Genomic DNA, 26,753 nt, shown 5'->3' with positions numbered 1-26,753 from the left:
GTTCAGCGCCCCGGGCGTGCGGGTGCGGGCCGGGAGGGGAGTCCTGCGCGGGTGGGTCCCGAATCGGACGGCGTGCGGGACGGCGTCAGACGATGCGGATGCCGAGCGCCCATGCGGTGATCGTGGCCGGGCTGGACCACAGGTGGTCCTTGGAGGCCGCCGTGAAGCTCGGGGCCCAGCGCGAGGGTTCCAGGCGCCACAGCAGGTTGCCGGCGCCGCTCCAGTGGACCTCGCCGCCTCCGCCGGTCAGGGCGTAGCCGGGGGGCAGGGTGGCGGTGGCCTGGGGGTGGGCGTCGGGGCCGCCGTCGACCGGGATGCGGGCGACGTCGACGCGGCCGACGGGCAGGTACCGCGGCAGGGCGATGGCGTAGGAGCGGATGCTGGAGGGGTCGGACTGGCCGTGGTCCTTGGAGCGGGCCTGCCAGGTGCTGTCGGAGGACGGGAAGGAGGCGGTGGCGAGGTTGCCGGCGCCGTGCCAGTCCACGCGGAAGCCGCCGCCGACGAGGACGTGGTCGTTGGACCAGATGCGTGCGTCGGCCATCGGCCACGGTTCGGCGCCGCTGTCGGCGGGGGTGACGAGGACGGCCCTCGCGAGCTGGTCGCGGCTCATGCCGGCGATCTTCAGTCCGATCACGTACGAGGTGAGCTGGTGCCAGTGCGTCTGGAGGTGGTCCTTGGAGCTGACGGTCCAGCCCCACAGGTCGCCGGTGGGGTAGGAGGCGGTGAGCAGGGCGCCGGGGTTGGCGTCCGTCGCGGTGGCGCCGCCGCCGATGGCGATCATGTCGCCGTCGCCGACGGTGGTGGTCTTGTCGATCCAGTACTGCCGTGCGGGGCTTCCGGTGTGGGCGAAGACGGACACGGTCGCCAGCCCGGAGGCGTCGGTGAAGGTGGCGGCGCGTGTTCCGACTGCCGTCGCCCTGCCCGTGCCCAGGGCGCCGATCGCGGCTGCCCCGGCGACCGCTGTCGCGGCGCGTAGGACGTCTCTTCGGCTCTTCATCTCTCCGGCCCGCCTTTCCACTGCTGTCGCGCTGTGGTTGCTGGTGCCTGTCGGGCGCGACCCTAGCCGTCACCCGGAGCGCCCGGACACCCCCCGGTACGGGGATTGACATCGGCCAGCGGCCCCCGCCACCCGAACGGGACGGCGACGGCCGTCGCCTTTGCACGAGCGATGGCCGGAAGTGCCGTGTCCCGCGTGCGCAAAGGTGGGCGCGGAATCCCGTTCCCGCAGGCCGTACCCCCGTGATGGCGCCATGGCACAAGCGGCCGGTTCGCGTGCTTGCCGCCATGCCCCGAACCGCGGGAATGCAGGGCGGGTTGAAATACGTACCTTTTACCCGGCATATGTCCCGAACCACTCTGGTTCCCCGGCCTCTCCTGCACATAGCTTTCCGAGCGTCGTAAAACCCGCCTGACAGAAGGGGAAAACGGCATGACCAGAAGCCGGAAGCTCGCCCTCGTCCTCGCCGCCGCCGGCACCCTGACGGGCATGGCCGCCGTGCCCGCCTCGGCGGGCGCCGCCGTCAAGGCGCCGATCGCCACGTCGATCCAGGTGTACAGCGACGACACCAACCTGGACGAGTACGCGGGGTACGACGTCCTCACGCGCGACGCCCGGCACAGCTGGCAGGTGTTCCAGCTGACGCAGCTGGACGACGGGTCGTACACGATCCGGGGCACGCACTTCGGCAAGTGCCTCGCGGCCACCGGGCGCGGGCAAAGGATCACGCAGAGCCCGTGCAACAGCGGGAACCTCGCCCAGCGCTGGCTGCTGGACACCCGGGCGGACAACACGCCCATCGAGAGCCGCAAGTTCCGCGGTGAGGTGCTGCAGGCGCACGGGCTCGACCAGGCCGTGACGATCGAGGCCCGGGGCACGGGCCGGGCCGCGCAGACCTGGGGGCTCTACCTCAAGTAACCCGGAGAGAAGTATCCCGGCGAGTGGAGACGAGCAACGAAATGAGCCCGGCGACCGGAATTCACCGGGCTCATTTCGCATGGCCTATACCCGCTCGGTCAGGCCCGCAACCAATTCGTCCGCCGCCGCGTACGGGTCGAGGGTGCCGCCCACGACGCGGTCCGCGAGTGCCGCCAGCCGGCGGTCGCCGCGCAGGTCGCCGATGCGCTCCCGCAAAGCCGTGACGGCGATCGTCTCGACCTCGTGGGCCGCGCGGCGCAGCCGCCGCTCGGCGAGGACGCCCCGCTCCTCCATCCAGGCGCGGTGCTTCTCGAGCGCCTCGACGACCTCGTCGGTGCCCTCGCCGCGCGCGGCGACGGTCTTGACGATGGGGGGCCGCCAGTCGCCGGGGCCCCGTGCCTCGCCCAGGCCGAGCATGTGGTTGAGCTCGCGGGCGGTGGCGTCGGCCCCGTCGCGGTCGGCCTTGTTCACGACGTACACGTCGCCGATCTCGAGGATGCCGGCCTTGGCGGCCTGGATGCCGTCGCCCATGCCGGGGGCCAGCAGCACCACGGAGGTGTCGGCCTGGGAGGCGATCTCGACCTCCGACTGTCCGACGCCCACCGTCTCGACGAGGACGACGTCGCAGCCGGCCGCGTCCAGGACGCGGATGGCCTGGGGGGCGGCCCAGGCGAGGCCGCCGAGGTGGCCCCGGGTGGCCATGGAGCGGATGTAGACGCCCGGGTCGGAGGCGTGCTCGGACATCCGTACGCGGTCGCCGAGCAGCGCGCCGCCGGAGAAGGGCGAGGAGGGGTCGACGGCGAGGACGCCGACCCGCTTGCCCATCCGGCGGTACGCGCTGACCAGGGCGGACGTGGAGGTGGACTTGCCGACGCCCGGCGAGCCGGTCAGGCCCACCACGTAGGCGCCGCCGGTCAGCGGCGCGAGCGCCGCCATGACCTCGCGCAGTTGCGGGGACGCCCCCTCCACCAGGGAGATCAGGCGGGCCACCGCGCGCGGGCGGCCCTCACGCGCCTGTTCGACCAGTGCGGGGACGTCCACCATGGCTGCTCCTGTCGCGAGGGGGGTCAGTTGCCGGGCACGCGGATGATCAGGGCGTCGCCCTGGCCGCCACCGCCGCACAGGGCGGCGGCACCGGTGCCGCCGCCGCGCCGCTTCAGTTCGAGGGCGAGGTGCAGCACGATGCGGGCGCCGGACATGCCGATCGGGTGGCCGAGCGCGATGGCTCCGCCGTTGACGTTCACCTTTTCAGGGGATACGCCCAGATCCTTCATGGACTGCACCGCAACGGCCGCGAACGCCTCGTTGATCTCGATCAGGTCGAGGTCCTCGACGCCGATGCCCTCCTTGCCGATCGCGTGCCGGATGGCGTTGGACGGCTGGGACTGCAGGGAGTTGTCGGGGCCTGCGACGTTGCCGTGGGCGCCGATCTCGGCGATCCAGGCCAGGCCCAGTTCCTCGGCCTTGGCCTTGCTCATCACGACCACGGCGGCGGCGCCGTCGGAGATCTGCGAGGAGGTGCCGGCGGTGATGGTGCCGTCCTTGGCGAAGGCGGGGCGCAGCTTGCCCAGGCCCTCGGCCGTGGTCTCGGGGCGGATGCCCTCGTCCTTGCTGAACAGGACGGGGTCGCCCTTGCGCTGGGGGATCTCGACGGGGGTGATCTCGGCCTCGAACAGGCCGTTCTTCTGGGCGGCGGCGGCGCGCTGGTGGGACAGGGCGGCGAACTCGTCCTGCTCGGGGCGGCGGATACCCAGACGGGTGTTGTGCTTCTCCGTCGATTCACCCATGGCGATGTTCTCGAAGGAGTCGGTGAGCCCGTCGTGGGCCATGGCGTCGAGCATCTCGACGGCGCCGTACTTGTAGCCCTCGCGGGACTTGGGCAGCAGGTGCGGGGCGTTGGTCATGGACTCCTGGCCGCCGGCGACGACGATGTCGAACTCGCCCGCGCGGATGAGCTGGTCGGCCAGGGCGATGGCGTCCAGGCCCGAGAGGCAGACCTTGTTGATGGTCAGGGCCGGGACGGACATGGGGATGCCGGCCTTGACAGCGGCCTGGCGGGCGGGGATCTGCCCGGCGCCGGCCTGCAGCACCTGGCCCATGATCACGTACTGGACCTGGTCGCCCCCTATCCCGGCCCGGTCGAGGGCGGCCTTGATGGCGAAGGCGCCCAGCTCGGCCCCGGAGAAGCTGCGCAGGGAGCCCAGCAGGCGGCCCATGGGCGTACGGGCGCCCGAGACGATGACGGAGGTCGTACCGGAATTTCCGTTCGTTCCTGACATGGGCGCTGCCCCTTTGAGCGGAGAGGGATGTTAACGACGGTTCCCGTCAATGTACTGAGCGCTCCCCCGGCGGTCACCGGCCCGACGGTGTGATCGCGCGCACGTTGCGTAACCGCACCGGCAGCGGTGCACTAAGGCCATGCTGACGCGCATCGACCACATCGGGATCGCCTGCTTCGACCTCGACGCCACCGTCGAGTTCTACCGTGCCACGTACGGCTTCGAGGTGTTCCACACCGAGGTCAACGAGGAGCAGGGTGTCCGCGAGGCCATGCTGAGGATCAACGGCACCGACGACGGCGGTGCCTCCTACCTGCAGCTGCTGGAGCCGATCCGGGAGGACTCCCCGGTGGGCAAGTGGCTGGCGAAGAACGGCGAGGGCGTCCACCACATCGCGTTCGGCACGGCGGACGTCGACGGGGACGCGGCCGCGATCCGGGGCAAGGGCGTACGGGTGCTGTACGACGAGCCGCGCCGGGGCTCGATGGATTCGCGCATCACCTTCCTGCACCCCAAGGACTGTCACGGCGTGCTGACGGAACTGGTCACCTCGGCGGCTGCTGCGACCACGGAGCACTGACCGCGCCCTGCCCCCGGCCGGTAGAGTGCAGGTTCGGCCGGGGCCCCCAGGGTCCCGGACCGGGCTGTACCGATGATCTGACACCATTTCTTCGGAAGGGCGGGCTCCGGGTTCCACCACCGACGCAGTACGGGGCCGGCCGCCGATGCGACCAGGGGACGGATGGACCGCACTGTGCGGGGCTACGAGCGCCAGGAGAGTCAACGGGCTGAACTCGACCATCTCTCGCAGTTCGAGGCCGAGATGGAGCGGCTGAAGACTGAGCGGGAGAAGGCGGTCCAGCATGCCGACGACCTCGGCTACCAGGTCGAGGTCCTGCGCGCCAAGCTCCACGAGGCGCGCCGTCAGCTCGCCCACCGTCCCGCCTACGACTCGGCGGACATCGGTTACCAGGCCGAGCAGCTGCTGCGCAACGCGCAGATCCAGGCCGAGCAACTGCGCAGCGACGCCGAGCGCGAGCTGCGCGAGGCGCGGGCGCAGACGCAGCGGTTGCTGCAGGAGCAGGCCGAGCGGCAGGCCCGCATGGAGGCCGAGCTGCACGCCGAGGCGGTCGCCCGGCGCCAGCGCCTGGACGAGGAGCTCAACGAGCGCCGCCGCACCGTCGAGTCGCACGTCAACGAGAACGTCGCCTGGGCCGAGCAGCTGCGGGCGCGCACCGAGGCGCAGGCCCGGCGGCTGCTGGAGGAGTCCCGCGCCGAGGCGGAGGCCGCCCTCGCGGCCGCCCGGGCGGAGGCGCAGCGGCTGACCGAGCAGGCCAGCGGCCGGCTGGGGGCCGCCGCCGAGGAGGCCCGTGCGGAAGCCGAAGCGATCCTGCGCCGGGCGCGTACGGACGCCGAGCGGCTGCTGGCGGCCGCCTCCGCGCAGGCGCAGGAGGCCACCGACCACGCCGAGCGGCTGCGGATGGCCACCACGACGGAGACCGACCAGGCCCGCAGCACGGCGAGCGAGCTGACGCGGGCGGCCGAGGCGCGCATGCAGGAGGCGGACACCGCCCTGCGCGAGGCGCGCGCGGAGGCCGAGAAGCTGGTCACGGAGGCCAAGGAGGCCGCGACCCGGCGCCTTGCGGCCGCCGAGACGGACAACGAGCAGCGCACCCGTACGGCGCGGGCGGAGATCGCCCGCCTGGTGAGCGAGGCCACCAAGGAGGCCGAGGCCCTCAAGGCCGAGGCCGAGCAGCTGCGCGCGGACGCCGCCGCGGAGGCCGAGCGCCTGGTGGCCGAGGCGGCCGAGAAGGCGCGCAGCGCCGTCGCCGAGGACTCCGCGGCCGCCCTGGCGCAGGCCGCCCGGACGGCCGAGGAGGTGCTGGCGAAGGCCACGGAGGACGCCCGGGCGGCGCGCAAGGCGGCGGCCGAGGAGTCCGAGCGCATCCGCAGGGAGGCCGAGGCCGAGGCGGAGCGGCTGCGGGCCGAGGCCGCCGACACCGCCGAGCAGCTCAAGGGCGAGGCGAAGGACGACACCGCCGAGTACCGGGCGCGCACCGTCGAGCTGCAGGAGGAGGCGCGCCGGCTGCGCGGCGAGGCCGAGCAGCTGCGGGCCGAGGCGGTGGCCGAGGGCGAGCGCATCCGCGAGGAGGCGCGGCGCGAGGCGCTGCAGCAGATCGAGGAGGCGGCGAAGACCGCCGAGGAGCTGCTGGTCAAGGCCAAGGCGGACGCGGAGGAGACCCGCTCGGGGGCCACGGCCGAGTCCGAGCGGGTGCGCACCGAGGCCGCCGAGCGGGCCGCCGCCCTGCGCAAGCAGGCGGAGGAGGCCCTGGAGCGGGCGCGGACGGAGGCCGAGGAGACGGTCACCGAGGCCGCCGGCGACGCCGAGCGCGTACGGACCGAGGCCGAGGAGGCCGCGCGGGCGCTGCGCGAGGAGGCCGAGCGGGCCGCGCAGGCGCGCGCCGAGGAGGCCGCGGCGGAGCTGGAGCGGCTGCGCACCGAGGCCGCCGAGCGCGTGGAGGCGGCCGAGACGGCGCTGCGCGAGGCCCGTGCGGAGGCCGAGAAGCTGCGCAAGGAGGCGGCCGAGGAGAGCGAGCGGCTGCGCACCGAGGCCGCCGAGCGGGCGCGCACCCTGCAGGCGCAGGCGGAGGACGAGGCGGAGCGGCTGCGCACCGAGGCGGCCGAGGAGGCGGCGCGGGCGCGGACCGAGGGCGAGGCCGCGGGGACGCGGCTGCGCGAGGAGGCCGAGGCCGAGGCCGAGCGGCTGCGCACGGAGGCGCAGGAGAGCGCCGACCGGCTGCGCACGGAGGCGAACGCCGCCGCCGAGCGCACGGCCGCCGAGGCCGCCGAGGCGCTGGCCGCCGCGCAGGAGGAGGCCGCCCGGCGCCGCCGGGAGGCCGAGGAGCTGCTGGCCGGTGCCCGTGCGCAGGCGCAGGCGGAGCGTGCGGCGGCGCACGAGCAGAGCGAGGAGCTGCTGGCGTCGGCGCGCAAGCGGGTCGCCGAGGCGCAGGAGGAGGGCCGGCGCCTGGTCGAGGAGGCGGAGGCGCGGGCGAGCGAGCTCGTGGCCGCCGCCGAGCAGACCGCGCAGCAGGTGCGCGAGTCGGTGGCCGGGCTGCGCGAGGAGGCCGAGGAGGAGATCGCGGGCCTGCGGTCGGCGGCCGAGCACAACGCCGAACGCACCGTCACCGACGCCCAGATCGAGGCGGACCGGGTGCGTGCCGAGGCGTACGCGGAGCGCGAGCGGGCCGACGAGGACGCCGCCCGGACGCGCTCGGAGGCCACGGCGGCCCTCGACGAGGCCCGTGAGCTGGCGGAGCGTACGGTCGCCGAGGCGCGGGCCGAGGCCGAGCGGCTGTCGGACGAGGCCGCGCGGGCGCTGCAGGAGGCCCGGGAGGCGGCCAACGCGCGCCGTTCGGAGGCCGCGCAGCAGGCCGACGAGCTCATCGCCGAGGCGACGGGCGAGGCCGAGCGCATCGTCGCGGAGGCGACGGAGCTGACGAGGACCGCGCAGGCGGAGGCGGCCCGCTTCGAGGAGCAGGCCAAGGAGGCCGCCGCGGCGCACCGTGCCGAGGCGGAGGCGGAGGCCGAGCGGCTGCGCACCGAGGCGGCCCGTACGGTCGACGAGGCGCGCGAGGCGGCCAACGCGCGGCGTACGGAGGCGGCCCAGCAGGCCGACGAGCTCATCGCCGAGGCGACGAGCGAGGCGGAGCGGATGGCCGAGCAGGCCGCCCGCAGCGTCGAGGAGGCCCGCGAGGCGGCCGAGGCGCACCGCGCGGAGGCGTCGGCGGACGCGGACCGGCTGATCGCCGAGGCGGCCGAGCTGGTCGAGGCGGCCCGCCAGGAGGCGGCGCGCTTCGAGGAGGAGGCCCGCCGGGCGGCCGAGGCCCACCGGGCCGAGGCCGAGGCGGACGCCGAGCGGCTGCGCGCCGAGGCGGCCCGTACCGTCGACGAGGCCCGCGAGGCCGCGGGCGCCCGCCGGGCGGAGGCTGCCGAGCAGGCGGACGCCCTGGTCGCCGGGGCCGCCGCGGAGGCGGAGCGGCTGACGGCGGAGGCGGCCGAGAAGAAGGCGAAGGCGGAGGAGAAGGCCGACGCGCTGGTCGCGAAGGCGACGGCGGAGGCGGAGCGGCTGGTCGCGGACGCGTCCGCGCGGGCGCAGCAGATGCGCACGGACGCCTCCGACGCGCTGGCGTCGGCGGAGCAGGACGCGGCGCGCACCCGGGCGGAGGCCCGCGACGACGCCAACAAGATCCGTTCCGAGGGCCGGGCCGAGGCCGAGCGCATCGTCAACGAGGCGGCGGAGCTGACCTCGTCCGCGCAGGACGACGCCGACCGCATCCTCGACAAGGCCCGCGAGGCGGCGAACGCCCGCCGGGCGGAGGCCGCCGAGCAGGCGGACGAGCTTCTCGCCGAGGCCGTGGCCGAGGCGGAGCGGATGGCCGAGCAGGCCGCCCGCAGCGTCGAGGAGGCCCGCCGGGCCGCCGAGGCGCACCGGGCGGAGGCCGCCGAGCAGGCCGAGCGTGCCCTGACCGAGGCGACCGAGCAGGCCGAGCGGCTGCGCGCGGACGCCGAGGCGGCGCTGGAGGGCGCCCGGGCCGAGGCGAACCGGGTGCTCGACGAGGCGCGGGAGGCGGCCGGCGCCCGCCGGGCGGAGGCCGCCGAGCAGGCGGACGCCCTGGTGGCGGAGGCCGCGGCCGAGGCCGAGCGGATGGCCACGGAGGCGGCGCAGGCGCTCGCGGAGGCGCAGGAGAACGCCAACAGCACGCGTGCGGACTCGGCGAAGATCAAGGCCGACGCGGTGCTGGAGGCCGAGCGGCTGCGCGCGGAGGCGCGGGCCGAGGGCGAGGCGACCGTCGACGCCGCGCGGGAGGCCGCGGCCCGGCGCCGGGCGGAGGCCGCCGAGCAGGCGGACGCGCTTGTTGCCCAGGCCCAGGAGGAGGCCGTGCGGGCCGCCGCGGCGGCCGAGGAGCAGGCCGACGCCATGGTGGGCGCGGCCCGCAAGGAGGCCGAGCGGATCGTCCAGGAGGCCACCGGCCGCGGCAACGAGCTGGTGGAGCAGGCGCGCACGGACGCCGACACGCTGCTGGCCGAGGCGCGCGGGGACGCCACCGCGATAAGGGAGCGGGCCGAGGAGCTGCGCTCGCGCATCGAGACCGACGTGGAGGAGCTGCACGAGCGGGCCCGGGCGGAGGCGGCCGAGGCGATGGCGTCGGCCGGCGAGCGCTGCGACAAGCTCGTCGCGGCGGCCACCGAGCAGCTGGCGGAGGCGGAGGCGAAGGCCGAGAAGCTGATCTCGGACGCCAACAGCGAGGCCAGCAAGGTGCGGATCACCGCCGTGAAGAAGGCGGACGGGCTGATCAAGGAGGCGGAGCAGAAGAGGGCCGCCGCCGTACGCGAGGCCGAGCGCCTGCGCACCGAGGCTCAGGCGGAGGCGGACGGGCTTCTGGAGGAAGCCAAGCGGGAGTTGGAGGTGCTGGTTCGCCGGCGCGAGGACATTCAGGCGGAGATTTCCCGTGTCCAGGACGTGTTGGAGGCGTTGGAATCATTTGAGTCCCCGGGGGCGGGCGGCTCGAAGGACGGCGGGGTGAAGGCGGCCGTGGGTGCCGGCGCAACTCGTTCGGGTGGCAAGCACGATCGGAAGTAGCCACTCAATCGAGGGGTCATTTTCCAGATTCCCCAACTGTCCTTATCCATCTGCTCCATGACGCGCCGCTCACGCCCCTAGGATTTCCTCAACACCTCACCGGTCTCCAATGACAGGAACCCCATGAGCGACACTTCCTCTCCCTTCGGCTTCGAGTTGGTGCGGCGTGGATACGACCGCGGCCAGGTGGACGACCGCATTGCCAAGCTCGTAGCGGACCGTGACAGCGCGCTGGCCCGGATCACCTCCCTGGAAAAGCGCATCGAGGAGCTCCACCTCGAAACGCAGAACGCCCAGGCGCAGATCAATGACGCCGAGCCGTCGTACGCGGGGCTCGGTGCCCGGGTCGAGAAGATCCTCCGGCTGGCCGAGGAGGAGGCCAAGGACCTGCGCGAGGAGGCCCGGCGGGCCGCCGAGCAGCACCGGGAGCTGGCCGAGTCGGCCGCCCAGCAGGTGCGCAACGACGCCGAGGCCTTCGCCGCCGACCGCAAGGCCAAGGCGGAGGACGAGGGCGCCCGGATCATCGAGAAGGCCAAGGGCGACGCGGCCACGCTGCGGGCCGAGGCGCAGAAGGACGCCCAGTCCAAGCGCGAGGAGGCCGACGCCCTCTTCGAGGAGACCCGCGCCAAGGCCGCGCAGGCCGCCGCGGACTTCGAGACCAACCTCGCCAAGCGCCGCGAGCAGTCCGAGCGCGACCTCGCCTCCCGCCAGGCCAAGGCCGAGAAGCGGCTGGCGGAGATCGAGCACCGCGCCGAGCAGCTGCGCCTGGAGGCGGAGAAGCTGCGCACGGACGCCGAGCGGCGGGCCCGCCAGACGGTGGAGACGGCCCAGCGCCAGGCCGAGGACATCGTGGCCGACGCCAACGCCAAGGCGGACCGCATCCGCAGCGAGTCCGAGCGCGAGCTGGCGGCGCTGACCAACCGCCGCGACAGCATCAACGCCCAGCTGACCAACGTCCGCGAGATGCTGGCCACGCTGACCGGCGCGGCGGTGGCCGCGGCCGGGGTGCCGGGCGACGACGAGCCGATCACGCGCGGCGTCCCGGCCCAGCAGAGCCGCTGAGGGCATGTCCGGTCGGTCGCTCGACCGGGGAACCGGTGGTGGGCGTTCCGTGGCATCCCGCCCGGTGGCGGGGTCCCGCGGGCGCCCTTACCGTGGCCGAGTGATCGAGGTCGAGGGGCTGACGAAGGACTACGGCGACGTGCGTGCCGTGGACCGGCTCACCTTCACCGTGCGCCCGGGCGTCGTCACCGGCTTCCTGGGGCCCAACGGCGCGGGCAAGTCCACGACGATGCGGATGATGCTCGGCCTGGACCACCCGACCGGGGGAACGGTGCGCATCGACGGCCGGCACTACCGGCAGCTGCACGACCCGCTGAAGACGGTGGGCGCCCTGCTCGACGCCAAGGCCGTGCACGGCGGCCGCAGCGCGCGCAACCACCTGCTGTGCCTGGCGCAGTCCAACGGCATCCCGCGGGCCCGGGTGGCCGAGGTGCTCGACACCGTGGGCCTTGCGTCGGTGGCGCGGAAGCGCACCAAGGGCTTCTCGCTGGGCATGGGCCAGCGCCTGGGCATCGCCGCCGCGCTGCTGGGCGATCCGCAGATCCTGATGTTCGACGAGCCGGTCAACGGGCTCGACCCCGAGGGCATCCACTGGATCCGCAACCTGATGAAGGACCTGGCGGCCCAGGGCCGTACGGTCTTCGTCTCCTCGCACCTGATGAGCGAGATGGCGCTGACCGCCGAGCACCTCATCGTCATCGGCCAGGGGAAGCTGCTGGCCGACACCAGCATGACCGGCTTCATCCGGGAGAACTCCCGGTCGTACGTGCGCATGCGCTCGCCGGACCACGAGCGGCTGCGGGAGGTGCTGCACGGGGCGGGCATCGACCACGTCCCGGCGGGCGACGGCGTGCTGGAGGTCGAGGGCGAGGACGCGGCGCACCTGGGCGAGCTGGCGGCACGGCACCAGATCGTGCTGCACGAGCTCAGCTCCCAGTCGGCCTCCCTGGAGGAGGCCTTCATGCGCCTGACGGCGCAGGCCGTGGAGTACCACGCCCACGAGAACCACCGGGCGGCGGTGCCGGGCGCTGCGCCGCGGCCGGACGCCTGGGGCGCGGACTGGCGCAGGAAGGGGTCGTGACCATGGCGGTGGTGGGCCAGGTCCTCCGCTCGGAATGGACGAAGATCAAATCGGTGCGGTCGACGGTGTGGACCCTGGGCGTCGCGGTCGTGGTCACCGTCGCCCTTTCCCTGCTCATCAGCGCATTGACCAACCGGAACTTCGAGAACATGCCGGTCCGCGACAAGATCCGTTTCGATCCGACGTTCACGAGTTTCGCCGGCATGGGACTCGGCCAGCTCGCATTGATCGTTTTCGGGGTGCTGGTCGTTTCCAACGAATACAGCACCGGAATGATCCGCCCGTCGCTGGCCGCCGTGCCCCAGCGCGGCATTTTCCTCTTCTGCAAGATCGTTATTGCCGGGCTGCTGGCCCTCGTCATCGGAATGATCACGAGTTTCGCGGCGTTCTTCGCCGGTCAGGCCGTGCTCGGGGCACACAGCACCTCCCTCGGCGAGACGGGCGTCCTGCGCGCGGTCATCGGCGGCGGCCTCTACATGACCCTCATCGCCGTCTTCTCCATGGGCGTCGCCACCATGCTGCGCAGCCCCATGCTGGCCCTGGGCATCCTCATGCCCTTCTTCTTCCTCATCTCCGCGATCCTCGGCAACGTCTCCGCCACCCGGAAGGTCGGCCAGTACTTGCCCGACCAGGCCGGCCAGAAGGTCATGCGGGTCGTCACCACCGGCAGCGACGCGCCCTACGGGCCCTGGGGCGGCTTCACGATCATGGTGCTGTGGGTGGTGGCCGCGCTGGCCGGCGGGTACGCGGTCCTACGCACCCGCGACGCGTGACCCCCGCGAGGCGTGCCCCCCGCGAGGCGTGACCCCCGCCCCACCCGCACCGGGAACCGTCAACCTCTCGATTACCCTCCTAACCTTTAGGGGCTTTTTGCCCTCCTCCACGCACGTACGATCGAAGCTCGCGAGGGGCGGAGATGATCGAGGCAGTCGGCCTGACGAAGCGCTACGGCGCCAAGACGGCCGTGCACAACCTGACCTTCCAGGTACGGCCCGGCGCGGTCACCGGCTTCCTGGGCCCCAACGGGTCCGGCAAGTCCACGACCATGCGCATGATCCTGGGCCTGGACAACCCCACCGCGGGCCGCGTCACGATCAGTGGCCACCCCTTCCACAAGCTGCCCAACGCGCCCCGCCAGGTCGGCGCCCTCCTCGACGCCAAGGCCGTGCACGGCGGCCGCAGCGCCCGCCACCACCTGCTCTCCCTCGCCCAGCTCTCCGGCATTCCCGCCCGCCGCGTCGACGAGGTCCTCGGCGTCGTCGGCCTGCAGGACGTCGCCAAGCGCCGCACCAAGGGCTTCTCCCTCGGCATGGGCCAGCGCCTGGGCATCGCCGCCGCCCTGCTCGGCGACCCCCAGGTGCTGCTCTTCGACGAGCCCGTCAACGGACTCGACCCCGAGGGCATCCTGTGGGTGCGCAACCTCATGAAGCGGCTCGCCGCCGAGGGCCGCACCGTCTTCGTCTCCTCCCACCTGATGAGCGAGATGGCGCTGACCGCCGACCACCTCATCGTCATCGGCCGCGGCCAGCTCATGGCCGACATGAGCGTCAAGGACTTCATCTCCGCGAACTCCGCCGACTTCGCACGCGTTCGCACCCCCGACGGCGAGCCGCAGGCCCGCGAGAAGCTCACCGGCGCCCTCGTGGAGGCCGGCGCGAACGTCCTGCCCGAGCCGGACGGCGCCCTGCGCGTCACCGGCCTGCCCCTGCCGCGCATCAGCGACGTCGCCCACGGGGCGGACGTACGGCTGTGGGAGCTCTCCCCGCACCAGGCCTCCCTGGAGGAGGCGTACATGCGCATGACGCAGGGCGCGGTCGACTACCGCTCGACGACGGACCAGCGCTCGGGCTTCCTCCCCCCGCCCGCCCCGGGGGCCTGGCAGCCCCCGGCCCCCGTCCAGCTGGGCTGGGCGGAGACGGCCTACCCGGTCCTCCCGGGCGAGCGCCCCAACCCGTACGCGACGGCGCCGGGCGGGGCAACGGCGTACGGCGCCCCGGCGGCGGCCGCTCCGGGCCCGGCGCCGGCCGGCACCGCGCCGCAGGGCGCCCCGGCGGCACCGGCCCAGGCACCGGCCGCGGCCGCTCCGGCGCCCGAGGCGCCGACGGCACCCGCCCCCGACCTGACCAAGCGCGACAGCGAGGACGCACGATGACCACCCCGCCCCCGCAGCCCGTCCCGCAGGGCCAGCCGAACCCCACTTCCACCCCGCAGGCGCCCCCGAACGCACCGGAAGCAGCGACGCAGGCCCCGACCGCTCCGCAGCCGCAGCCCGCCGGCACGCCCCAGGCGCCCGCAGGCGCCGACGGCGCATCAGCGCAGGCCCCGGCCCGGCCGGCAGCAGCCCCCGCGTACCCGCCGGCGGCCCCGCCGCAGGCGCCGGTGGCCGCCCACCCGTACCCCACCGCGCCGCAGGCACCGGCACCGGCAGCCGCCGCCCCGGGCTACTGGCCCGGTCAGGCTCCCGCCGCCGGAGGCGGCTACGTGTCGCCCATTCCCGTGCGGAAGGCGACGCTCGCCGACGCGCTGCTCGCCGAGTGGACGAAGATCCGGTCCGTGCGGTCGACGATGTGGACGCTGGGCGTCATGATCGCCCTGATCATCGGGATCGGCGGGCTCATCGCCACCGTCCTCGGCGGTACGGACACGACCGTCAGCCGGACGCCGCTGCCGCTGTTCGGCATGTACGGCGTGCTGCTGGCGACGATCTGTGTGATCACGCTCGGCGTGCTCGCGATCTCCGTCGAGTACGGCACCGGCCTGATCCGCACGACGCTGACCGCCTGCCCGGACCGGGCGCGGGTGCTGACGGCCAAGGCGATCGTCTTCGCGTCGCTCACGTTCGTGGTGACCCTCGTCAGCACGTCCGTCGTGGCCGCGCTCCATGCGGCGGTGCTCGCCGACCGCATCGAGGTGCAGCCCACGGTGGCCGACTGGTTGCGGGCGACGGTCGGGGTGAGCCTGTTCATGGCGGCGCTGGGCCTCGTGGCGCTGGGCATCGGTGCGCTCGTGCGGCACTCCGCGGGGGCGATCACGAGCATGCTGGGCGTGATCCTGCTGCCGTACGTCATGGCGATGTTCATGTACAGCGAGAGCCTGATGGACGTGCGCGAGGCGCTCATCGAGTACTCGGTGCCGGTGCAGCTGATCGGGCTGTACGTGCCGGACTCCGGTCCGCAGGACTTCACCGCGGACGGTCCCATCGGCTGGATGCCGGTGCTCATCATGGCCATTGCGGCCGCGGTCTCGCTGGGCGGCGCGTACGCCGCGCTGCTCAAGCGGGACGCCTAGCGCCCCGTAGGGGCGCGGGGAACTGCGCGACAAGCCACGACGCACCCGCAGACGAAGTACCGAGCTTCCGCGCCCGCGCGGCGGCAGCCGCACATCGACACTGCCCCGCGCCCCTGACGGGGCGCCCTAATAACGCGGCGCGTTGCGAGACCGCTGGAGCCTGGCGCTCCGGCGGTCTCGCGCGTTCCAGCAGGACTTGTGCCAGTGCCGCCGGTCCTCGACGCCGCCGCCGAAGCGCGGCCAGACCACCAGGTGCGGCACTCCGGGCGGGATCTCCTGGTCGCAGCCGGGGCAGCGGTAGTGCTTGGCGGCCGCGCCGCCGCCGATGGTGCGCACGGCCCACTCCTCGCCCTGCCAGCTCTCGGTGCGCTCCAGGCCGTAGCGCTCGCCGTCGAGGTCGCGCGGCAGGGCGGCTTGCTTGTCGGCACCGCCTCGCGGGCGGTTTCGGCGCGGGGACACAGGGGCACCTCGAAGGGTCGGGACCGGGGGGCGTGACCAGCGTACGCGGCGGGCCGGAGCGCTCCTGCCGGCTTCCTCCCGCGGGTATGACGCTTACCGTCCGATCATCATGAAAACTTCATGCGCACCCGTACCTTTGGCACGTGTCGGCCGTTATTGCCTCGGGGGGACTCATCCCCACGTCGGTCGCCAGGAGGGACAAGAGCGATGCGCGTTGGAGCTTTCGTCCTGGCGGCACAGTTCCCGGGGCAGGGGCACGCGGAGGCCCTGCACCGGGCGGTGCGCACGGCGGAGGTCGCCGAGGAGGCCGGGCTGGACGCGGTCTGGCTGGCGGAGCACCACTTCGTGCCGTACGGGGTGTGCCCGTCGGCGGTGACGCTGGCGGCGCTGCTGCTCGGCCGCACCCGGACGCTGCACGTGGGGACGGCCGTGAGCGTGCTGACGACGACGCACCCGGTGGCGCTGGGCGAGCAGGCGGCGCTGCTGCACCTGATGTCGGGCGGCAGGTTCACCCTGGGGGTGGGCCGCGGCGGGCCGTGGGTGGACCTGGAGGTGTTCAACGCGGGCCTGGAGGCGTTCGAGGAGGGCTTCCCGGAATCCCTCGAATTGCTGATGCGCTGGCTGCGGGAGCCGCGCGTCGGCGGCTCCGGCGAGCGGTTCGCCTTCCGCGAGGTGCCCGTCGTGCCGCGCCCCGACGACCTGCTGGACGCGGCCGGCGAGCCCGTGCGCCCCGGTCTGATCGTCGCCTGCACCTCGCCCGGGAGCGTCCGGCTGGCCGCCCGGCACGGGCTGCCGATGCTGCTCGGCATGCACAGCACGGACGAGGAGAAGGGCGAGATGGTGGCCCTGTGGCGCAAGTGTGCGCGGGAGGCGGGTCGTTCACCGCAGGAGGTGGCGGCGGCCGGCCATGTGGCGGCCGGGGTGGTGCAGATCGCGGACCGGCAGCAGGAGGCGGCCGAGACGCTGATGAAGGCGATGCCGGGGTGGCTGCAGCAGGGTCTCGCGGCCCATGTGACGGTGGACGGCAGGGAGCGCCGGATGCGGGATCCCCACGCCTACACGGAGCTGCTCTGCGACCTGCACCCCGTCGGCTCCCCCCGGGTCTGCGCGGACCGGCTGGCGGCGACCGCCGAGCGCACGGGCATCAACCGGTTCGCCCTGCTCGCCGAGGGCTCGGGCGACCTCACGGCCACCGAGGAGAACCTGCGCCGGCTCGGCGCCGAGGTGCTGCCCCTGCTCGGCTGACCCGTACGTCGCGTACGGGGCCCGCCGTGCCCCCGGCCCTCCCCCGGCCGGAGCTGCCGCCCCCCGTTCCCTGATGCGCGCACCTCTCCACGCCCTCGAAGCGGCAGCATGATCGCCTCAGCAGTCGCGGAGCTCCGGCGACTGGTTCAGCAGCTGGGCCCGCACGGTGGTGAAGCGGGCCAGGCGCTCGTCCGCCGTGGGGTCCACGGGGAAGACGGCGACCCGGTGGCAGTTCTGGAACGCCAGGCGGACCCCGAAGTGCCGCTGCAGGGCACCGCGGATCGCGTCACTCGCCAAGGCACGCAGCAGCTGGCCGCGCGCGTACTCGTCCGGCGGCGGGGTCTGGTTGTCGGCGAACTCGCCGCCTTCCGCCTCCAGCCGCTCCACCAGCGAACTGATCATGTCCCACGCGTAGGGCAGGGACGTCCGGACGCAGTCGACGAACTCCGCTTCGTCGACCTCGCCTCGCTCGGCCTTGGATAGGAGGGCCGGTGAGACGTCGAGCGACATGGGTTCTCCTCTCGCGACCCCGCTCACGGGGTCTTAAGGAATGGGCGAGCGGACGACGACGCCCCGTGCTCGCACGGCGACCGCCCGCTTCAACGGTAATCCGGCCACTGCTGCCCCACCAGGAGAACACCGACAACTGGCCAAAGCCGTAGGGGCCCTTCCAGGGCGAATCGCGTGAAGTGGCGGGAGTCGAGTAGCGTGACTGACCATGCGTCTCGTCATCGCCCGTTGTTCCGTGGACTACGCGGGCCGTCTCACCGCCCACCTGCCCTCCGCCCCCCGGCTGATCCTGGTCAAGGCGGACGGCAGCGTCAGCATCCACGCCGACGACCGGGCCTACAAGCCCCTGAACTGGATGTCCCCGCCCTGCACCCTCAAGGAGGAGGAGGGCCGCTGGACGGTGATCAACAAGGCGGGCGAGAAGCTCATCATCACCATGGAGGAAGTGCTGCACGACTCCTCCCACGAGCTGGGCGTCGACCCCGGTCTGATCAAGGACGGCGTGGAGGCCCACCTCCAGGAGCTCCTCGCGGACCGCATCGAGACCCTCGGCGACGGCTACACCCTGATCCGCCGCGAGTACCCGACGGCGATCGGGCCGGTGGACATCCTGTGCCGCGACGCGGACGGGGCCACGGTGGCGGTCGAGATCAAGCGGCGCGGCGAGATCGACGGCGTCGAGCAGCTGACCCGGTACCTCGACCTGCTGAACCGCGACCCGCACCTGGCCCCCGTACGAGGGATCTTCGCGGCCCAGGAGATCAAGCCCCAGGCCCGCGTCCTGGCCACGGACCGCGGCATCGGCTGCGTCGTCCTCGACTACGACGGCCTCCGCGGCATCGAGGACGACAAGCTGCGACTGTTCTGACCCCGCACGGATGCTGCCGCCGCGGGGGCGCGATCGGCCACCGACGGCCTGCAGCCGACGCACCACGCCGTCTGCGGGCGCGTCGTGGCTTGTCGCGCAGTTCCCCGCGCCCCTGACGGGGCACTGCATGATCCGGCGGATCTTCGTCACGCGGTACCAGGGCGCCCCGTAGGGGCGCGGAGCGGTGTCGATCTGCGGCTACCGCCGCGTGGGCGCGATCGGCCCGCGACGGCCCGCAGCCGGCACACCACACCGGGACCCTGCGGGCGCGTCGTGGCTAGTCGCGCAGTTCCCCGCGCCCCTACGGGGCACTGCATGATCCGCCGAAGTGGCCGCTAGGCCACCGGCGCGGAGGACTTGCCGCTGGGGGCGGGTCCGCTCGCCGAGGTCGAGACGCCCGACGACGGAGTCGGAGGCTGCGTCGGCGGCGTCGGCTTGGTGTCCCCGCCCCCCGACTTCGTCGGCTGCGGATCCGCCGTCGGCGTCGGCTTCGGCGACGGGCTGCCGCCGGACGTCCGGCTCGGGCTCGGCGACGGCCGCCCCGTCCCGCCGGACGACCCGGTCGGGGTGGGCGTGCCCTGGGAGGGCGAGGGGTCCGCGCCGCCGGAGGAGGCGGTCGGCCCCGGCGTCGCCGTGGCGCCGCCGGGCCCGTTCCCCGGTGTCTCCCCCGGCCGGGCCTTGCGGGCCGGTACCTGTCCGCCGCCCCCGGTGCCGCCGGTCTCCGGCTCGTCCGCGTCGAGCCCGGCGTCGCCGTCCTGCTGGGACGCGGACTGCCCGGGCTTGACCGTGTCGGGGTGCCGCGGGGCGTCCCCGCCCGAGGCGGCGCCGAGGGTGACGACCGCGGCGAGGACGGCGGCGAGAACCGCGCCCGCGCCGGCCGCGGCGAGGTTGCGCCGGTTGCCGCCGGTCATGATCTTCTGCAGCCACGTCCGCCGTACGGGCCCGGTGCCCCCCGACGGGGATGCCGCCGAGGCGGCGGGCGCGACGCCCGACGCCCGCTTGATGACCGCCGTCGTCTCCTCGGCCGCCCGCGGCCCCGGTACCGCGGCCGCGATGCCGGCCGGCGTCACGGGCGGTGCGGCCGACTGTTCGCTGCGGGCGGCCGGCACCTCTTCGCCGGGCGGCGTGTGGGGCAGCGGCGGCAGGGGCGGTACGACGCCGGTGCGCCCGCCGCCCGTACGCCCGGCCGCGGCCGCGGCCGCGGCGACGGTGCCCGCCGCGAGTCCGGAGCGGTCGGCGACGAGGGCGAGGGCGCGCCGTCCGGCGACGGCGCCGCGCTTGTCGGCGAGGACGCCGCGCAGGCCGATGGAGGCCTCCAGTTCGGCGCGGGCCCGGTCGAGGTTGCCGGTGCACAGGGCGAGGACGCCCAACTCGTGGTGGAAATACGCTTCTTCGCCGACTTCGCCGGCGAGCCGGGCCGCCTCCTGCCCGTACCGCAGGCTGCGCTCCCAGGCGCCCCAGTGCAGCGCGGCCGCGAAGGCGGGCGCCGCGGTGCGGGCGAGCAGGACGGCGGTCGCCCGGTGCGGGGCCTCGGCGTCGCCGGTCAGGGCGCCGAGCGCGGCGAGGACGGTGTCGGCCTCGTGGGCGATGCGTTCGGGCGTGACGGAGGGGTGGCCGGCCCACCAGGCGTAGTGCTGGGCGGCGGTGTGGGCCTTGGCGGCGGCCTCGGTCGCCCAGTCCTCGCCGTACTCGGCGAGGAGTTGCTCGGCGACGCCGGTCGCGAGCCGGTAGTGGGCGCCGACGGTGGTGAGCAGGCCGCAGGCGAGGAGGTCGCCGATGGCGGCGTCGGCGTGGGTGTCGCCGACGAGGGCGGGCAGGTGGGCCTGGTGCGGCACCGCGCCGCCGAGGGCGACCGCGAAGCGCAGGGTCTGGCGTGCGGCCTCGTCGAGGCGGGAGGCGAGCAGCGGGGCGGGGGCGGCCGCCTGGGCGAGGGTCGGCAGCGGGCCCTTGGCCGCGCTCTCGCCCGCGTCGGCGTCGCCGGTGGCGTCCTCGTCGCTCGCGCTCGCGCCCGCGTTCGCGTACGGGCGCTCGGCGAAGACGCCGAACTCCTCGACGGCACAGGGCGCGGCGGCCAGGGCGTCGCGCTGCCGCAGCAGGGCGCCGGCCTGGACGAAGCGCAGCGGCAGGCCCTCGGACTCGAACCACAGGTCCGCCGCCCAGTTGGCCTCCTCGTCGGTCAGCGCCCGGCCGACGGCGTGCTCCAGCAGTTCCAGGCAGCCGGTGCGGTCGAGGCCGCCGAGGAAGACCTCCTCGACGTGGGAGTCGGCCGAGGGCGCGGGGACGTCGGGGGTGGCGGCGAAGAGGAAGGCGCACTCGGGGGTGGCGTCGAGGAGTTCGTCGAGCGCGCTGCCGCCGAATTCGAGGTCGTCCAGGACGACGACGGCGCCGATCCCGCTCACGGCGGCGAGCAGTTCGGCCCGGTCGAGCCGGTGCAGGGGGGCGTGGTGGACGGCGGCGAACAGCTCGTGCAGCAGGTCGGTGGCGCTGCGGCGGTGGCCGCTCAGGCGGACGACGCCGTCGGGGGCGAGGCCCTCGCAGTCCTCGGCGACGGCGTCGAGCAGGACGCTGCGCCCGGAGCCGGCGGGGCCGGTCAGGCGCACGGAGCGGCCGCGGGTGAGGAGCCTGCCGAGCCGCTCGCGCTCCTCGGCGCGGTGCAGCAGGGGCAGCTGGGGGCCCGGCTGCCGGGCGGGCGGCGGGGGTGCGGCGGCGCGGCGCAGTTCGGCGCGCTGCTCGGGGCCGTGGCGTTCGGGACGGGCCGGCAGGGAGCCGGGCGGGCAGGGCTCTATCTCGCTGCCGTCGACGGGGTTGACGGTCAGCAGGTAGTCGCCGGCGACGAGCTGGACGACACGGACCGGGCCCTGCCCGCCGGGGACGTCCGGCGCCGGGGCCCCGTCGCGGGGCGAGCGGCGCTTGGGTGCTGCGTCGTCCTGCAGGTGCGCGGGAGCGTGCTCGGCGTCGTGGAATTCCTCGGATCCGCGGTTCGTCGGGTCCATGCTGGTGAAGCCCCCAAGATGCGTGGCGTGCCGTCGTGCCCTCGGGCCTGTCCGCGCTCGTTCGCCCTGCGACCCGGTGCCCGCCGGCGGGCCGTGGGTGGCGGCGGGAAACCGAACAGACCTGGCCACAGTATCTACGACGCGGGGGGTGCGACGGCGCCGTGGGACGTCACAGTCTCGTGAGGATCGGGGTACTCGTGCCGCAGGGGGCTCACCGGGCGCGGGCGGCGCCCCTCGTCACAGCGGTGGCTCGCGGGGGTGTCAGGAGGGGCGGCCGGTGTCGCGGGAGTGGTGCTCGCGGGCGGGGCCGGGGGCACTCGCCACGCCGGCTCCGGTGCCGTCCTCGATGGCGAGGATGCGGTGGAGCCGGGTGGCGACCAGCACGCGCTGCATGCGGTCCGGCACGCCGCGCAGGACGAGCCGCCGGCCGGTGCGTCCGGCGCGGCGGTGGGCGCCCATGATGACGCCGAGTCCGGTGGCGTCCCAGGAGTCGAGCTCGGTCAGGTCGAGGACGAGGTCCCCGCGGCCGGCGTCGAGGGCGGAGTGCAGGACCGTACGGGCGTCCGCCGCACTGCGGACGTCGAGGCGTCCCCCGACGACCAGTTCGGCATGGTCGCCCCTGATGTGCATATGCGCTCCCCGGAGTGCTGCCTGAGTGAGATGTGGTGGAGGGTTCTAAAGAACTGACTGCCTCTCACAGGACAAAGTTGCCGTCTGTAAGCGAACCGATGCCGAATTCACCCCACGGGGTGAGGCTCACTGGCCGTAGTGGCTCAGTACTGGTAAAAGCCCTGCCCGCTCTTGCGGCCGAGGTCGCCGGCGTCGACCATGCGGCGCATGAGCTCCGGCGGGGCGAACTTCTCGTCCTGGCACTCGGTGTAGATGTTCCCGGTGGCGTGCAGCAGGATGTCCACGCCGGTCAGGTCCGCGGTGGCCAGCGGGCCCATGGCGTGACCGAAGCCGAGCTTGCAGGCGATGTCGATGTCCTCGGCGCTGGCCACGCCCGACTCGTACAGCTTCGTCGCCTCGACGACGAGCGCGGAGATCAGGCGGGTGGTGACGAAGCCGGCGACGTCGCGGTTGACGACGATGCAGGTCTTGCCGACGCTCTCGGCGAACTCACGCGCCTTGGCGAGCGTTTCGTCACTGGTCTTGTGACCGCGCACCAGCTCGCACAGCTGCATCATCGGCACCGGCGAGAAGAAGTGGGCGCCCACGACGCGCTCGGGGCGCTTCGTGGCAGCCGCGATCTTGGTGATCGGGATGGCGGAGGTGTTGGAGGCGAGCACGGCCTCGTCCTTCACCAGCCGGTCCAGGGCGCCGAAGATCTCGCGCTTGGTGTCGATGTCCTCGAACACCGCCTCGACGACGATGTCGGCGTCTGCGGCCGCGTCCAGCTCGGTCGTGGGCGTGATGCGCGCCAGCGCCTGCTCGGCCTCCTCGGCCGTCAGCTTGCCCTTGGAGACGAACTTGTCGTACGAGACCTTGATGCCGTCGGTGCCGCGCTTGAGGGCGGCGTCGGTGACATCCCGCAGCACGACGTCCCACCCGGCCTGCGCGGACACCTGCGCGATCCCGGATCCCATCAGTCCGGCGCCGATGACGGCGAGCTTCTTGGCCACGGCTGTCCCCTTACTCCCTGTGCGTGTGCGTGTGCATTACGGCTCTCCGCCCGGACCTTAGCGCCCGGCGACGCGCCGTTGGGCGGTAAGAGATGCGCGTCACGTCCCGAATGACGGACATCACACTGAGACGGCCACGCCCTATGCCCCACACCACAGTTGAGCCCCCCTGACCTCAGCCGTCACCCCCGCCCCGCAACGGCGCTCGGGGTCGTCTCCGTGGCGGCCGGCACGCGGTACTTCCGCCGGGCCGGGGCGTGACTACGCTCGGGACCATGGTCAATCTGACGCGCATCTACACCCGCACCGGCGACGACGGCACCACCGCCCTCGGCGACATGAGCCGCACCGTGAAGACCGACACCCGCATCGCCGCGTACGCGGACACCAACGAGGCGAACGCGGCCATCGGCGTGGCCGTCGCGCTCGGGCAGCTGCCCGAGGAGGTCGTGAAGGTGCTCGTACGGGTGCAGAACGACCTCTTCGACGTGGGCGCCGACCTGGCCACGCCGGTCGTGGAGAACCCCAAGCATCCCCCGCTGCGGGTGGAGCAGGCCTACATCGACAAGCTGGAGGCCGACTGCGACCACTTCCTGGCGCCGCTGGAGAAGCTGCGCAGCTTCATCCTGCCGGGGGGCACGCCGGGGGCGGCGCTGCTGCACCAGGCGTGCACGGTGGTGCGGCGGGCGGAACGCTCGACGTGGGCGGCGCTGGAGATGCACGGCGACATCATGAACCCGCTGACGGCCAAGTACCTCAACCGCCTGTCGGACCTGCTGTTCATCCTGGCCCGGACGGCGAACCAGGAGCTGGGCGACGTCCTGTGGGTCCCGGGCGAGAACCGGTAGGACCGCGCCACGCCCAGAACCTCTCCTCCAGTTCCGCCAGGTCCTTGCAGGCGGCCCCGTGCTGCCGGGCGAAGCGGACGGCGGAGTCCAGGAGCTCGAAGTCCTCCTTCGGCTTCGTCGTCCTGCGCGCCAGGAAGCGGTCGATGTCCGCGACCGGCCACGTGGAGGACAGTACGTGCGCCGGATCGAGGCGCAGGTCGGCGTGGTCGGTGCCGCTGAAGTGCACCCGTGCGGAGGGCGGGTTGATGTGGGAGGTGGCGGCCGACAGGGCGCGGTCGTCGCTCGGGTCGCAGCGCAGCCACCGGCCGCCGAGGTGGACGGTGGCGAAGAAGTGGCGCGACCTCTCGTCGCACCGCTGCTGGAGCGCGGGGAACCAGGCGGGGCCGAAGTACTTCCTGCCGTGCACGACGAGGACGCCGAAACCGGCAGGGATGCGCTGCGCGCGCAGCATGGCGCAGAGCAGGTTCGCCTTGTTGGAGCAGGACCCGCGGCGCTGGAGCAGTGTCTGGCTCGCCGTGCGGCTCCAGTCGTGCAGGATGGCGTACTGGATCTCGTCCTGCACCCAGCGGAAGAGCCGCACGGCCTTCTCCCGGTCGTCGGCCGCGCCGGCGGTGACGTACGCGGCCGTCCGGGCGATCCGCGCGGACGTGCTGTCGCAGAAGCGGGTGCCTTCCAGGAAGGCACCCGCGATCGAGGCCCGGTGATATCCCACCGGCCCATGGTGGGACCGCGCGTCCGGCGGGAAGGGCGGGTGGCGGGAAGAGCACCGGAATTGATCCGGCCGGGCCCGTCGCGACCGGTCCTGCCCGGGAGCTGTCCGGGTGTGCCGGGCCCGGCCCGCCGCCCGCGCCGCAGTGACGTGCGCGGCTACCGCAAGCCGTCGTCGACGGCCGTCATCAGCGTGCCGGTGTCGCCCGACATCTCCCAGATCATCACGCCGCCCAGCCCCTTGCCCTTCAGCCAGGCCGTCTTCTTGCCGATCGACCACGCGTCGTCGAACGTCCACCACTGGCCGCCCGCGCCGGTGTAGCCGTACGTGGCGACCGCCTTCTCGTCGTGGTAGACGGTCAGGTTCGGTACGGACGCGAGGAGGTTGTCGTACCCGCGGGTGCCGGCCTCCTCGGGGAACTGGCCGGGGGCCGCGCCGCCCGCGGTCTGCCAGGCGCCGTGGGCGCCGCCGTCGGCCACCTGCTGCCAGCCGCGGCCGTAGAAGGCGAGGCCGAGGACGACCTGGCGGGGGGCGACGCCCGCGTCGAGGTAGGTGCGGACGGTCGACTCGACGCTGAACTTCGTCGTGTACGGGTCATTGGGGTCGGTGTAGAGGTTCCCCTGGTGGCCCGTGCGGTTCGGCTCCCAGCTGTTGTCGCTGCCGGAGCCGTGGAAGTCGTAGCCCTGGACGTTGGCGAAGTCCATGGAGTCGAAGACGCTGGGCGTGCCGTCCTTGGTGGTGATGTCCCAGCCGGCGTCGATCTTGGCCGGATCGGCCGGGGTGAAGGCGGTGAGCAGGTACTTCTTGCCGGTGGTCGCGCTCAGCGCGTCCAGCTGCCGGCGGAATTCGGCGAACAGCAGCGTGTTGTTGGCCTTGTCGTCCTTGGAGACGTGGTTGCCCGCGTGTCCCTCGGATCCGGGCCACTCCCAGTCGATGTCGAATCCGTCGAAGATGCCGGCCGCGCTGCCCTGGCCGCCGCGTCCGTTGGTGACGGGCAGGTTGCCCTTGATGTACATGTCGATGCAGGACTTCACGAACTTCTGCCGTGAGGCGTCGGTCTTCGCGACGTCCGAGAAGTACTTGCTGTAGGTCCAGCCGCCGATGGACATGTTGATCTTCAGCGAGGGGTACTTGGCCTTGAGCTTCTTCAGCTGGTTGAAGTTGCCGGCCAGCGGCTGGTCCCACGTGTCGCCGACGCCGTCGACGGACTCGCCGGCGGCGAAGCCCTTCTCGTAGTCGGCCCAGGAGTCCCCGGCCCCGTCGCCCTGGCTGGGGTCCTGCGGGTTGGGGCTGGTGGCCTTGGTGACGCCGTTGAGGCAGGTCAGGTTGACGGGGTCGATGTTGGAGAAGGCGTAGTTGAGGTGGGTGAGCCGGCGGGCGGCTCCGGTGGTGTCGAGGGACTTCACGGTGTAGCCGCGCCCGTAGATGCCCCACTGCACGAAGTAGCCCACGCGGGCGTACCCGGTGCCGGGCTGCGGGTCGCCGCCCCCGCCGGTGGTACGGACGGTCAGCGGTGGGCTGGCCGGCCCGGTCTGGTCGGCGGTGTCGCGGGCGACGACGGTGTACGTGTAGGCGGTGCCGGCGGTCAGTCCGGAGTCGGTCCAGGCCAGCTTGGCCACGGTCGCGACCTTGGCGGTGCCCCGGTAGACGTCGTAGTTCTTCACGCCCTTGTCGTCCGTGGCGGCCGCCCACTTCAGGCCGATCGAGGTGTCGGTGACGGTGGTGGCCTCGGGGGTGCCGGGGGCGGAGGGCGGGTTGTCGCCGCCGGGGGGCGCGCCGTCGCAGGAGCCGCCGTTGAGCTTGCAGCCGGCGGGGGCGGCGTCACCGGCGGCGACGAAGCCGAAGCTCACGCTCGCCCCGGGGGCGATGGTGCCGTTGTACTCGCGGTTCTTGGCGGTGTAGTGGCCGCCGGAGTTGGTGACGAGGGCGTCCCAGTAGGAGCCGACCGTGGTGCCGGCGGGGAAGTCCCATTCGACGGTCCAGGAGGAGAGGGTGGCGGTGCCGGTGTTCTTCACCGTCCACTGGCCCTGGAAGCCCGTGCCCCAGTCAGAGGTCTTGACGAATGTCGCCGTCGCGGTGGGCGCGGCGTGGGCCGGTGCGGCCAGCGCGACGAGCATGCCGATGGGGAGGAGGAGGGCGGCGAGTGCCGCGAGGTAGGGGTGTGCCGAGGTTCTCGTGCTCAAGGGGTGCTCCCTCAAGTGAGGTTCGGACAAGTGGGGGGTGTGCGTGTGAG

The 26,753-nt window shown here is 73.6% G+C and carries 21 protein-coding genes; 11 read left to right on the top strand and 10 right to left on the bottom strand.

What is annotated here, in order from left to right:
• Positions 1-85: 85 nt before the first annotated feature.
• Positions 86-997 (bottom strand): hypothetical protein, encoded by a 912-nt coding sequence (locus tag ABD361_RS22805; RefSeq protein ID WP_344437360.1) that lies wholly within the window; start codon positions 995-997, stop codon positions 86-88.
• A gap of 432 nt (positions 998-1,429) precedes the next feature.
• On the opposite strand from ABD361_RS22805, the gene ABD361_RS22800 reads away from it, so the two are divergent.
• Complete coding sequence (locus tag ABD361_RS22800; protein ID WP_344437359.1) at positions 1,430-1,915, top strand: RICIN domain-containing protein; 486 nt, start codon at positions 1,430-1,432, stop codon at positions 1,913-1,915.
• A gap of 84 nt (positions 1,916-1,999) precedes the next feature.
• On the opposite strand, the gene meaB is transcribed toward ABD361_RS22800, so the two are convergent.
• Both meaB and ABD361_RS22790 read right to left on the bottom strand, forming a co-directional pair.
• Positions 2,000-2,959 carry a methylmalonyl Co-A mutase-associated GTPase MeaB gene (gene meaB, locus ABD361_RS22795; protein WP_344437357.1) on the bottom strand — a complete coding sequence of 320 codons (960 nt, stop codon included), beginning with the start codon at positions 2,957-2,959 and terminating at the stop codon, positions 2,000-2,002.
• A gap of 23 nt (positions 2,960-2,982) precedes the next feature.
• On the bottom strand, positions 2,983-4,194 hold the full coding sequence (locus ABD361_RS22790; protein ID WP_344437356.1) for an acetyl-CoA C-acetyltransferase: 1,212 nt from the start codon (positions 4,192-4,194) through the stop codon (positions 2,983-2,985).
• 139 nt (positions 4,195-4,333) lie between these two features.
• Here ABD361_RS22790 and mce point away from each other — a divergent pair, with 139 nt between their 5' ends.
• The 7 genes from mce to ABD361_RS22755 all read left to right on the top strand — a co-directional run bounded on the left by mce (position 4,334) and on the right by ABD361_RS22755 (position 15,266).
• On the top strand, positions 4,334-4,774 hold the full coding sequence (mce, locus tag ABD361_RS22785) for a methylmalonyl-CoA epimerase (protein ID WP_344437355.1): 441 nt from the start codon (positions 4,334-4,336) through the stop codon (positions 4,772-4,774).
• A 162-nt stretch (positions 4,775-4,936) separates the two neighbouring features.
• Positions 4,937-9,835 carry a polarized growth protein Scy gene (scy, locus tag ABD361_RS22780; RefSeq protein ID WP_344437354.1) on the top strand — a complete coding sequence of 1,633 codons (4,899 nt, stop codon included), beginning with the start codon at positions 4,937-4,939 and terminating at the stop codon, positions 9,833-9,835.
• Positions 9,836-9,958: 123 nt separating this feature from the next.
• Positions 9,959-10,897: a coiled-coil domain-containing protein gene (locus ABD361_RS22775; RefSeq protein WP_344437353.1), complete on the top strand. Its 939-nt coding sequence runs from the start codon at positions 9,959-9,961 to the stop codon at positions 10,895-10,897.
• A gap of 100 nt (positions 10,898-10,997) precedes the next feature.
• Positions 10,998-11,978: an ABC transporter ATP-binding protein gene (locus ABD361_RS22770; protein ID WP_344437352.1), complete on the top strand. Its 981-nt coding sequence runs from the start codon at positions 10,998-11,000 to the stop codon at positions 11,976-11,978.
• 2 nt (positions 11,979-11,980) lie between these two features.
• Positions 11,981-12,751, top strand: a complete 771-nt coding sequence (locus ABD361_RS22765; protein ID WP_344437396.1) for an ABC transporter permease — start codon at positions 11,981-11,983, stop codon at positions 12,749-12,751.
• Positions 12,752-12,894: 143 nt separating this feature from the next.
• Entirely contained in the window at positions 12,895-14,130 is a 1,236-nt protein-coding gene (locus ABD361_RS22760) for an ABC transporter ATP-binding protein (protein WP_344437351.1), read from the top strand.
• Entirely contained in the window at positions 14,127-15,266 is a 1,140-nt protein-coding gene (locus ABD361_RS22755) for an ABC transporter permease (RefSeq protein ID WP_344437350.1), read from the top strand. Before ABD361_RS22760 ends, ABD361_RS22755 begins: the two co-directional genes overlap by 4 nt.
• Positions 15,267-15,392: 126 nt before the next feature.
• On the opposite strand, the gene ABD361_RS22750 is transcribed toward ABD361_RS22755, so the two are convergent.
• On the bottom strand, positions 15,393-15,725 hold the full coding sequence (locus ABD361_RS22750; RefSeq protein ID WP_344437349.1) for an ATP/GTP-binding protein: 333 nt from the start codon (positions 15,723-15,725) through the stop codon (positions 15,393-15,395).
• Between the two features lie 207 nt (positions 15,726-15,932).
• Between ABD361_RS22750 and ABD361_RS22745 the strand changes: the two genes are divergently transcribed.
• Entirely contained in the window at positions 15,933-16,970 is a 1,038-nt protein-coding gene (locus ABD361_RS22745) for an LLM class flavin-dependent oxidoreductase (RefSeq protein ID WP_344437348.1), read from the top strand.
• A 117-nt stretch (positions 16,971-17,087) separates the two neighbouring features.
• Here ABD361_RS22745 and ABD361_RS22740 read toward each other — a convergent pair whose 3' ends face one another.
• On the bottom strand, positions 17,088-17,480 hold the full coding sequence (locus ABD361_RS22740; RefSeq protein WP_344437347.1) for an SCO5389 family protein: 393 nt from the start codon (positions 17,478-17,480) through the stop codon (positions 17,088-17,090).
• A 208-nt stretch (positions 17,481-17,688) separates the two neighbouring features.
• On the opposite strand from ABD361_RS22740, the gene nucS reads away from it, so the two are divergent.
• Positions 17,689-18,348, top strand: a complete 660-nt coding sequence (gene nucS / locus ABD361_RS22735) for an endonuclease NucS (protein ID WP_344437346.1) — start codon at positions 17,689-17,691, stop codon at positions 18,346-18,348.
• A gap of 335 nt (positions 18,349-18,683) precedes the next feature.
• On the opposite strand, the gene ABD361_RS22730 is transcribed toward nucS, so the two are convergent.
• The 3 genes from ABD361_RS22730 to ABD361_RS22720 all read right to left on the bottom strand — a co-directional run bounded on the left by ABD361_RS22730 (position 18,684) and on the right by ABD361_RS22720 (position 22,963).
• Positions 18,684-21,341, bottom strand: coding sequence for an ATP-binding protein (locus ABD361_RS22730; protein WP_344437345.1), 2,658 nt, complete (start codon positions 21,339-21,341; stop codon positions 18,684-18,686).
• A 261-nt stretch (positions 21,342-21,602) separates the two neighbouring features.
• Positions 21,603-21,971: an STAS domain-containing protein gene (locus ABD361_RS22725; RefSeq protein WP_344437344.1), complete on the bottom strand. Its 369-nt coding sequence runs from the start codon at positions 21,969-21,971 to the stop codon at positions 21,603-21,605.
• 143 nt (positions 21,972-22,114) lie between these two features.
• The gene (locus ABD361_RS22720) at positions 22,115-22,963 is read right to left on the bottom strand and encodes a 3-hydroxyacyl-CoA dehydrogenase family protein (RefSeq protein ID WP_344437343.1); all 849 of its coding nucleotides are present in this window, start codon (positions 22,961-22,963) and stop codon (positions 22,115-22,117) included.
• A 275-nt stretch (positions 22,964-23,238) separates the two neighbouring features.
• Here ABD361_RS22720 and ABD361_RS22715 point away from each other — a divergent pair, with 275 nt between their 5' ends.
• Positions 23,239-23,811, top strand: a complete 573-nt coding sequence (locus ABD361_RS22715) for a cob(I)yrinic acid a,c-diamide adenosyltransferase (protein ID WP_344437342.1) — start codon at positions 23,239-23,241, stop codon at positions 23,809-23,811.
• Here the strand turns inward: ABD361_RS22715 and ABD361_RS22710 are convergent.
• Together ABD361_RS22710 and ABD361_RS22705 are read right to left on the bottom strand one after the other, a co-directional pair.
• The gene (locus tag ABD361_RS22710) at positions 23,744-24,523 is read right to left on the bottom strand and encodes a transglutaminase-like domain-containing protein (RefSeq protein WP_344437341.1); all 780 of its coding nucleotides are present in this window, start codon (positions 24,521-24,523) and stop codon (positions 23,744-23,746) included. The genes ABD361_RS22715 and ABD361_RS22710 overlap by 68 nt on opposite strands.
• Positions 24,524-24,678: 155 nt before the next feature.
• Entirely contained in the window at positions 24,679-26,637 is a 1,959-nt protein-coding gene (locus ABD361_RS22705) for a glycosyl hydrolase family 18 protein (RefSeq protein WP_344437395.1), read from the bottom strand.
• Positions 26,638-26,753: the final 116 nt, after the last annotated feature.

The organism is Streptomyces luteosporeus (genome assembly GCF_039532865.1).
Lineage (GTDB): Bacteria > Actinomycetota > Actinomycetes > Streptomycetales > Streptomycetaceae > Streptomyces > Streptomyces luteosporeus.
The sequence above is the reverse complement of the archived record's forward strand: the minus strand, read 5'-3'. Positions and strand labels throughout refer to the sequence as shown.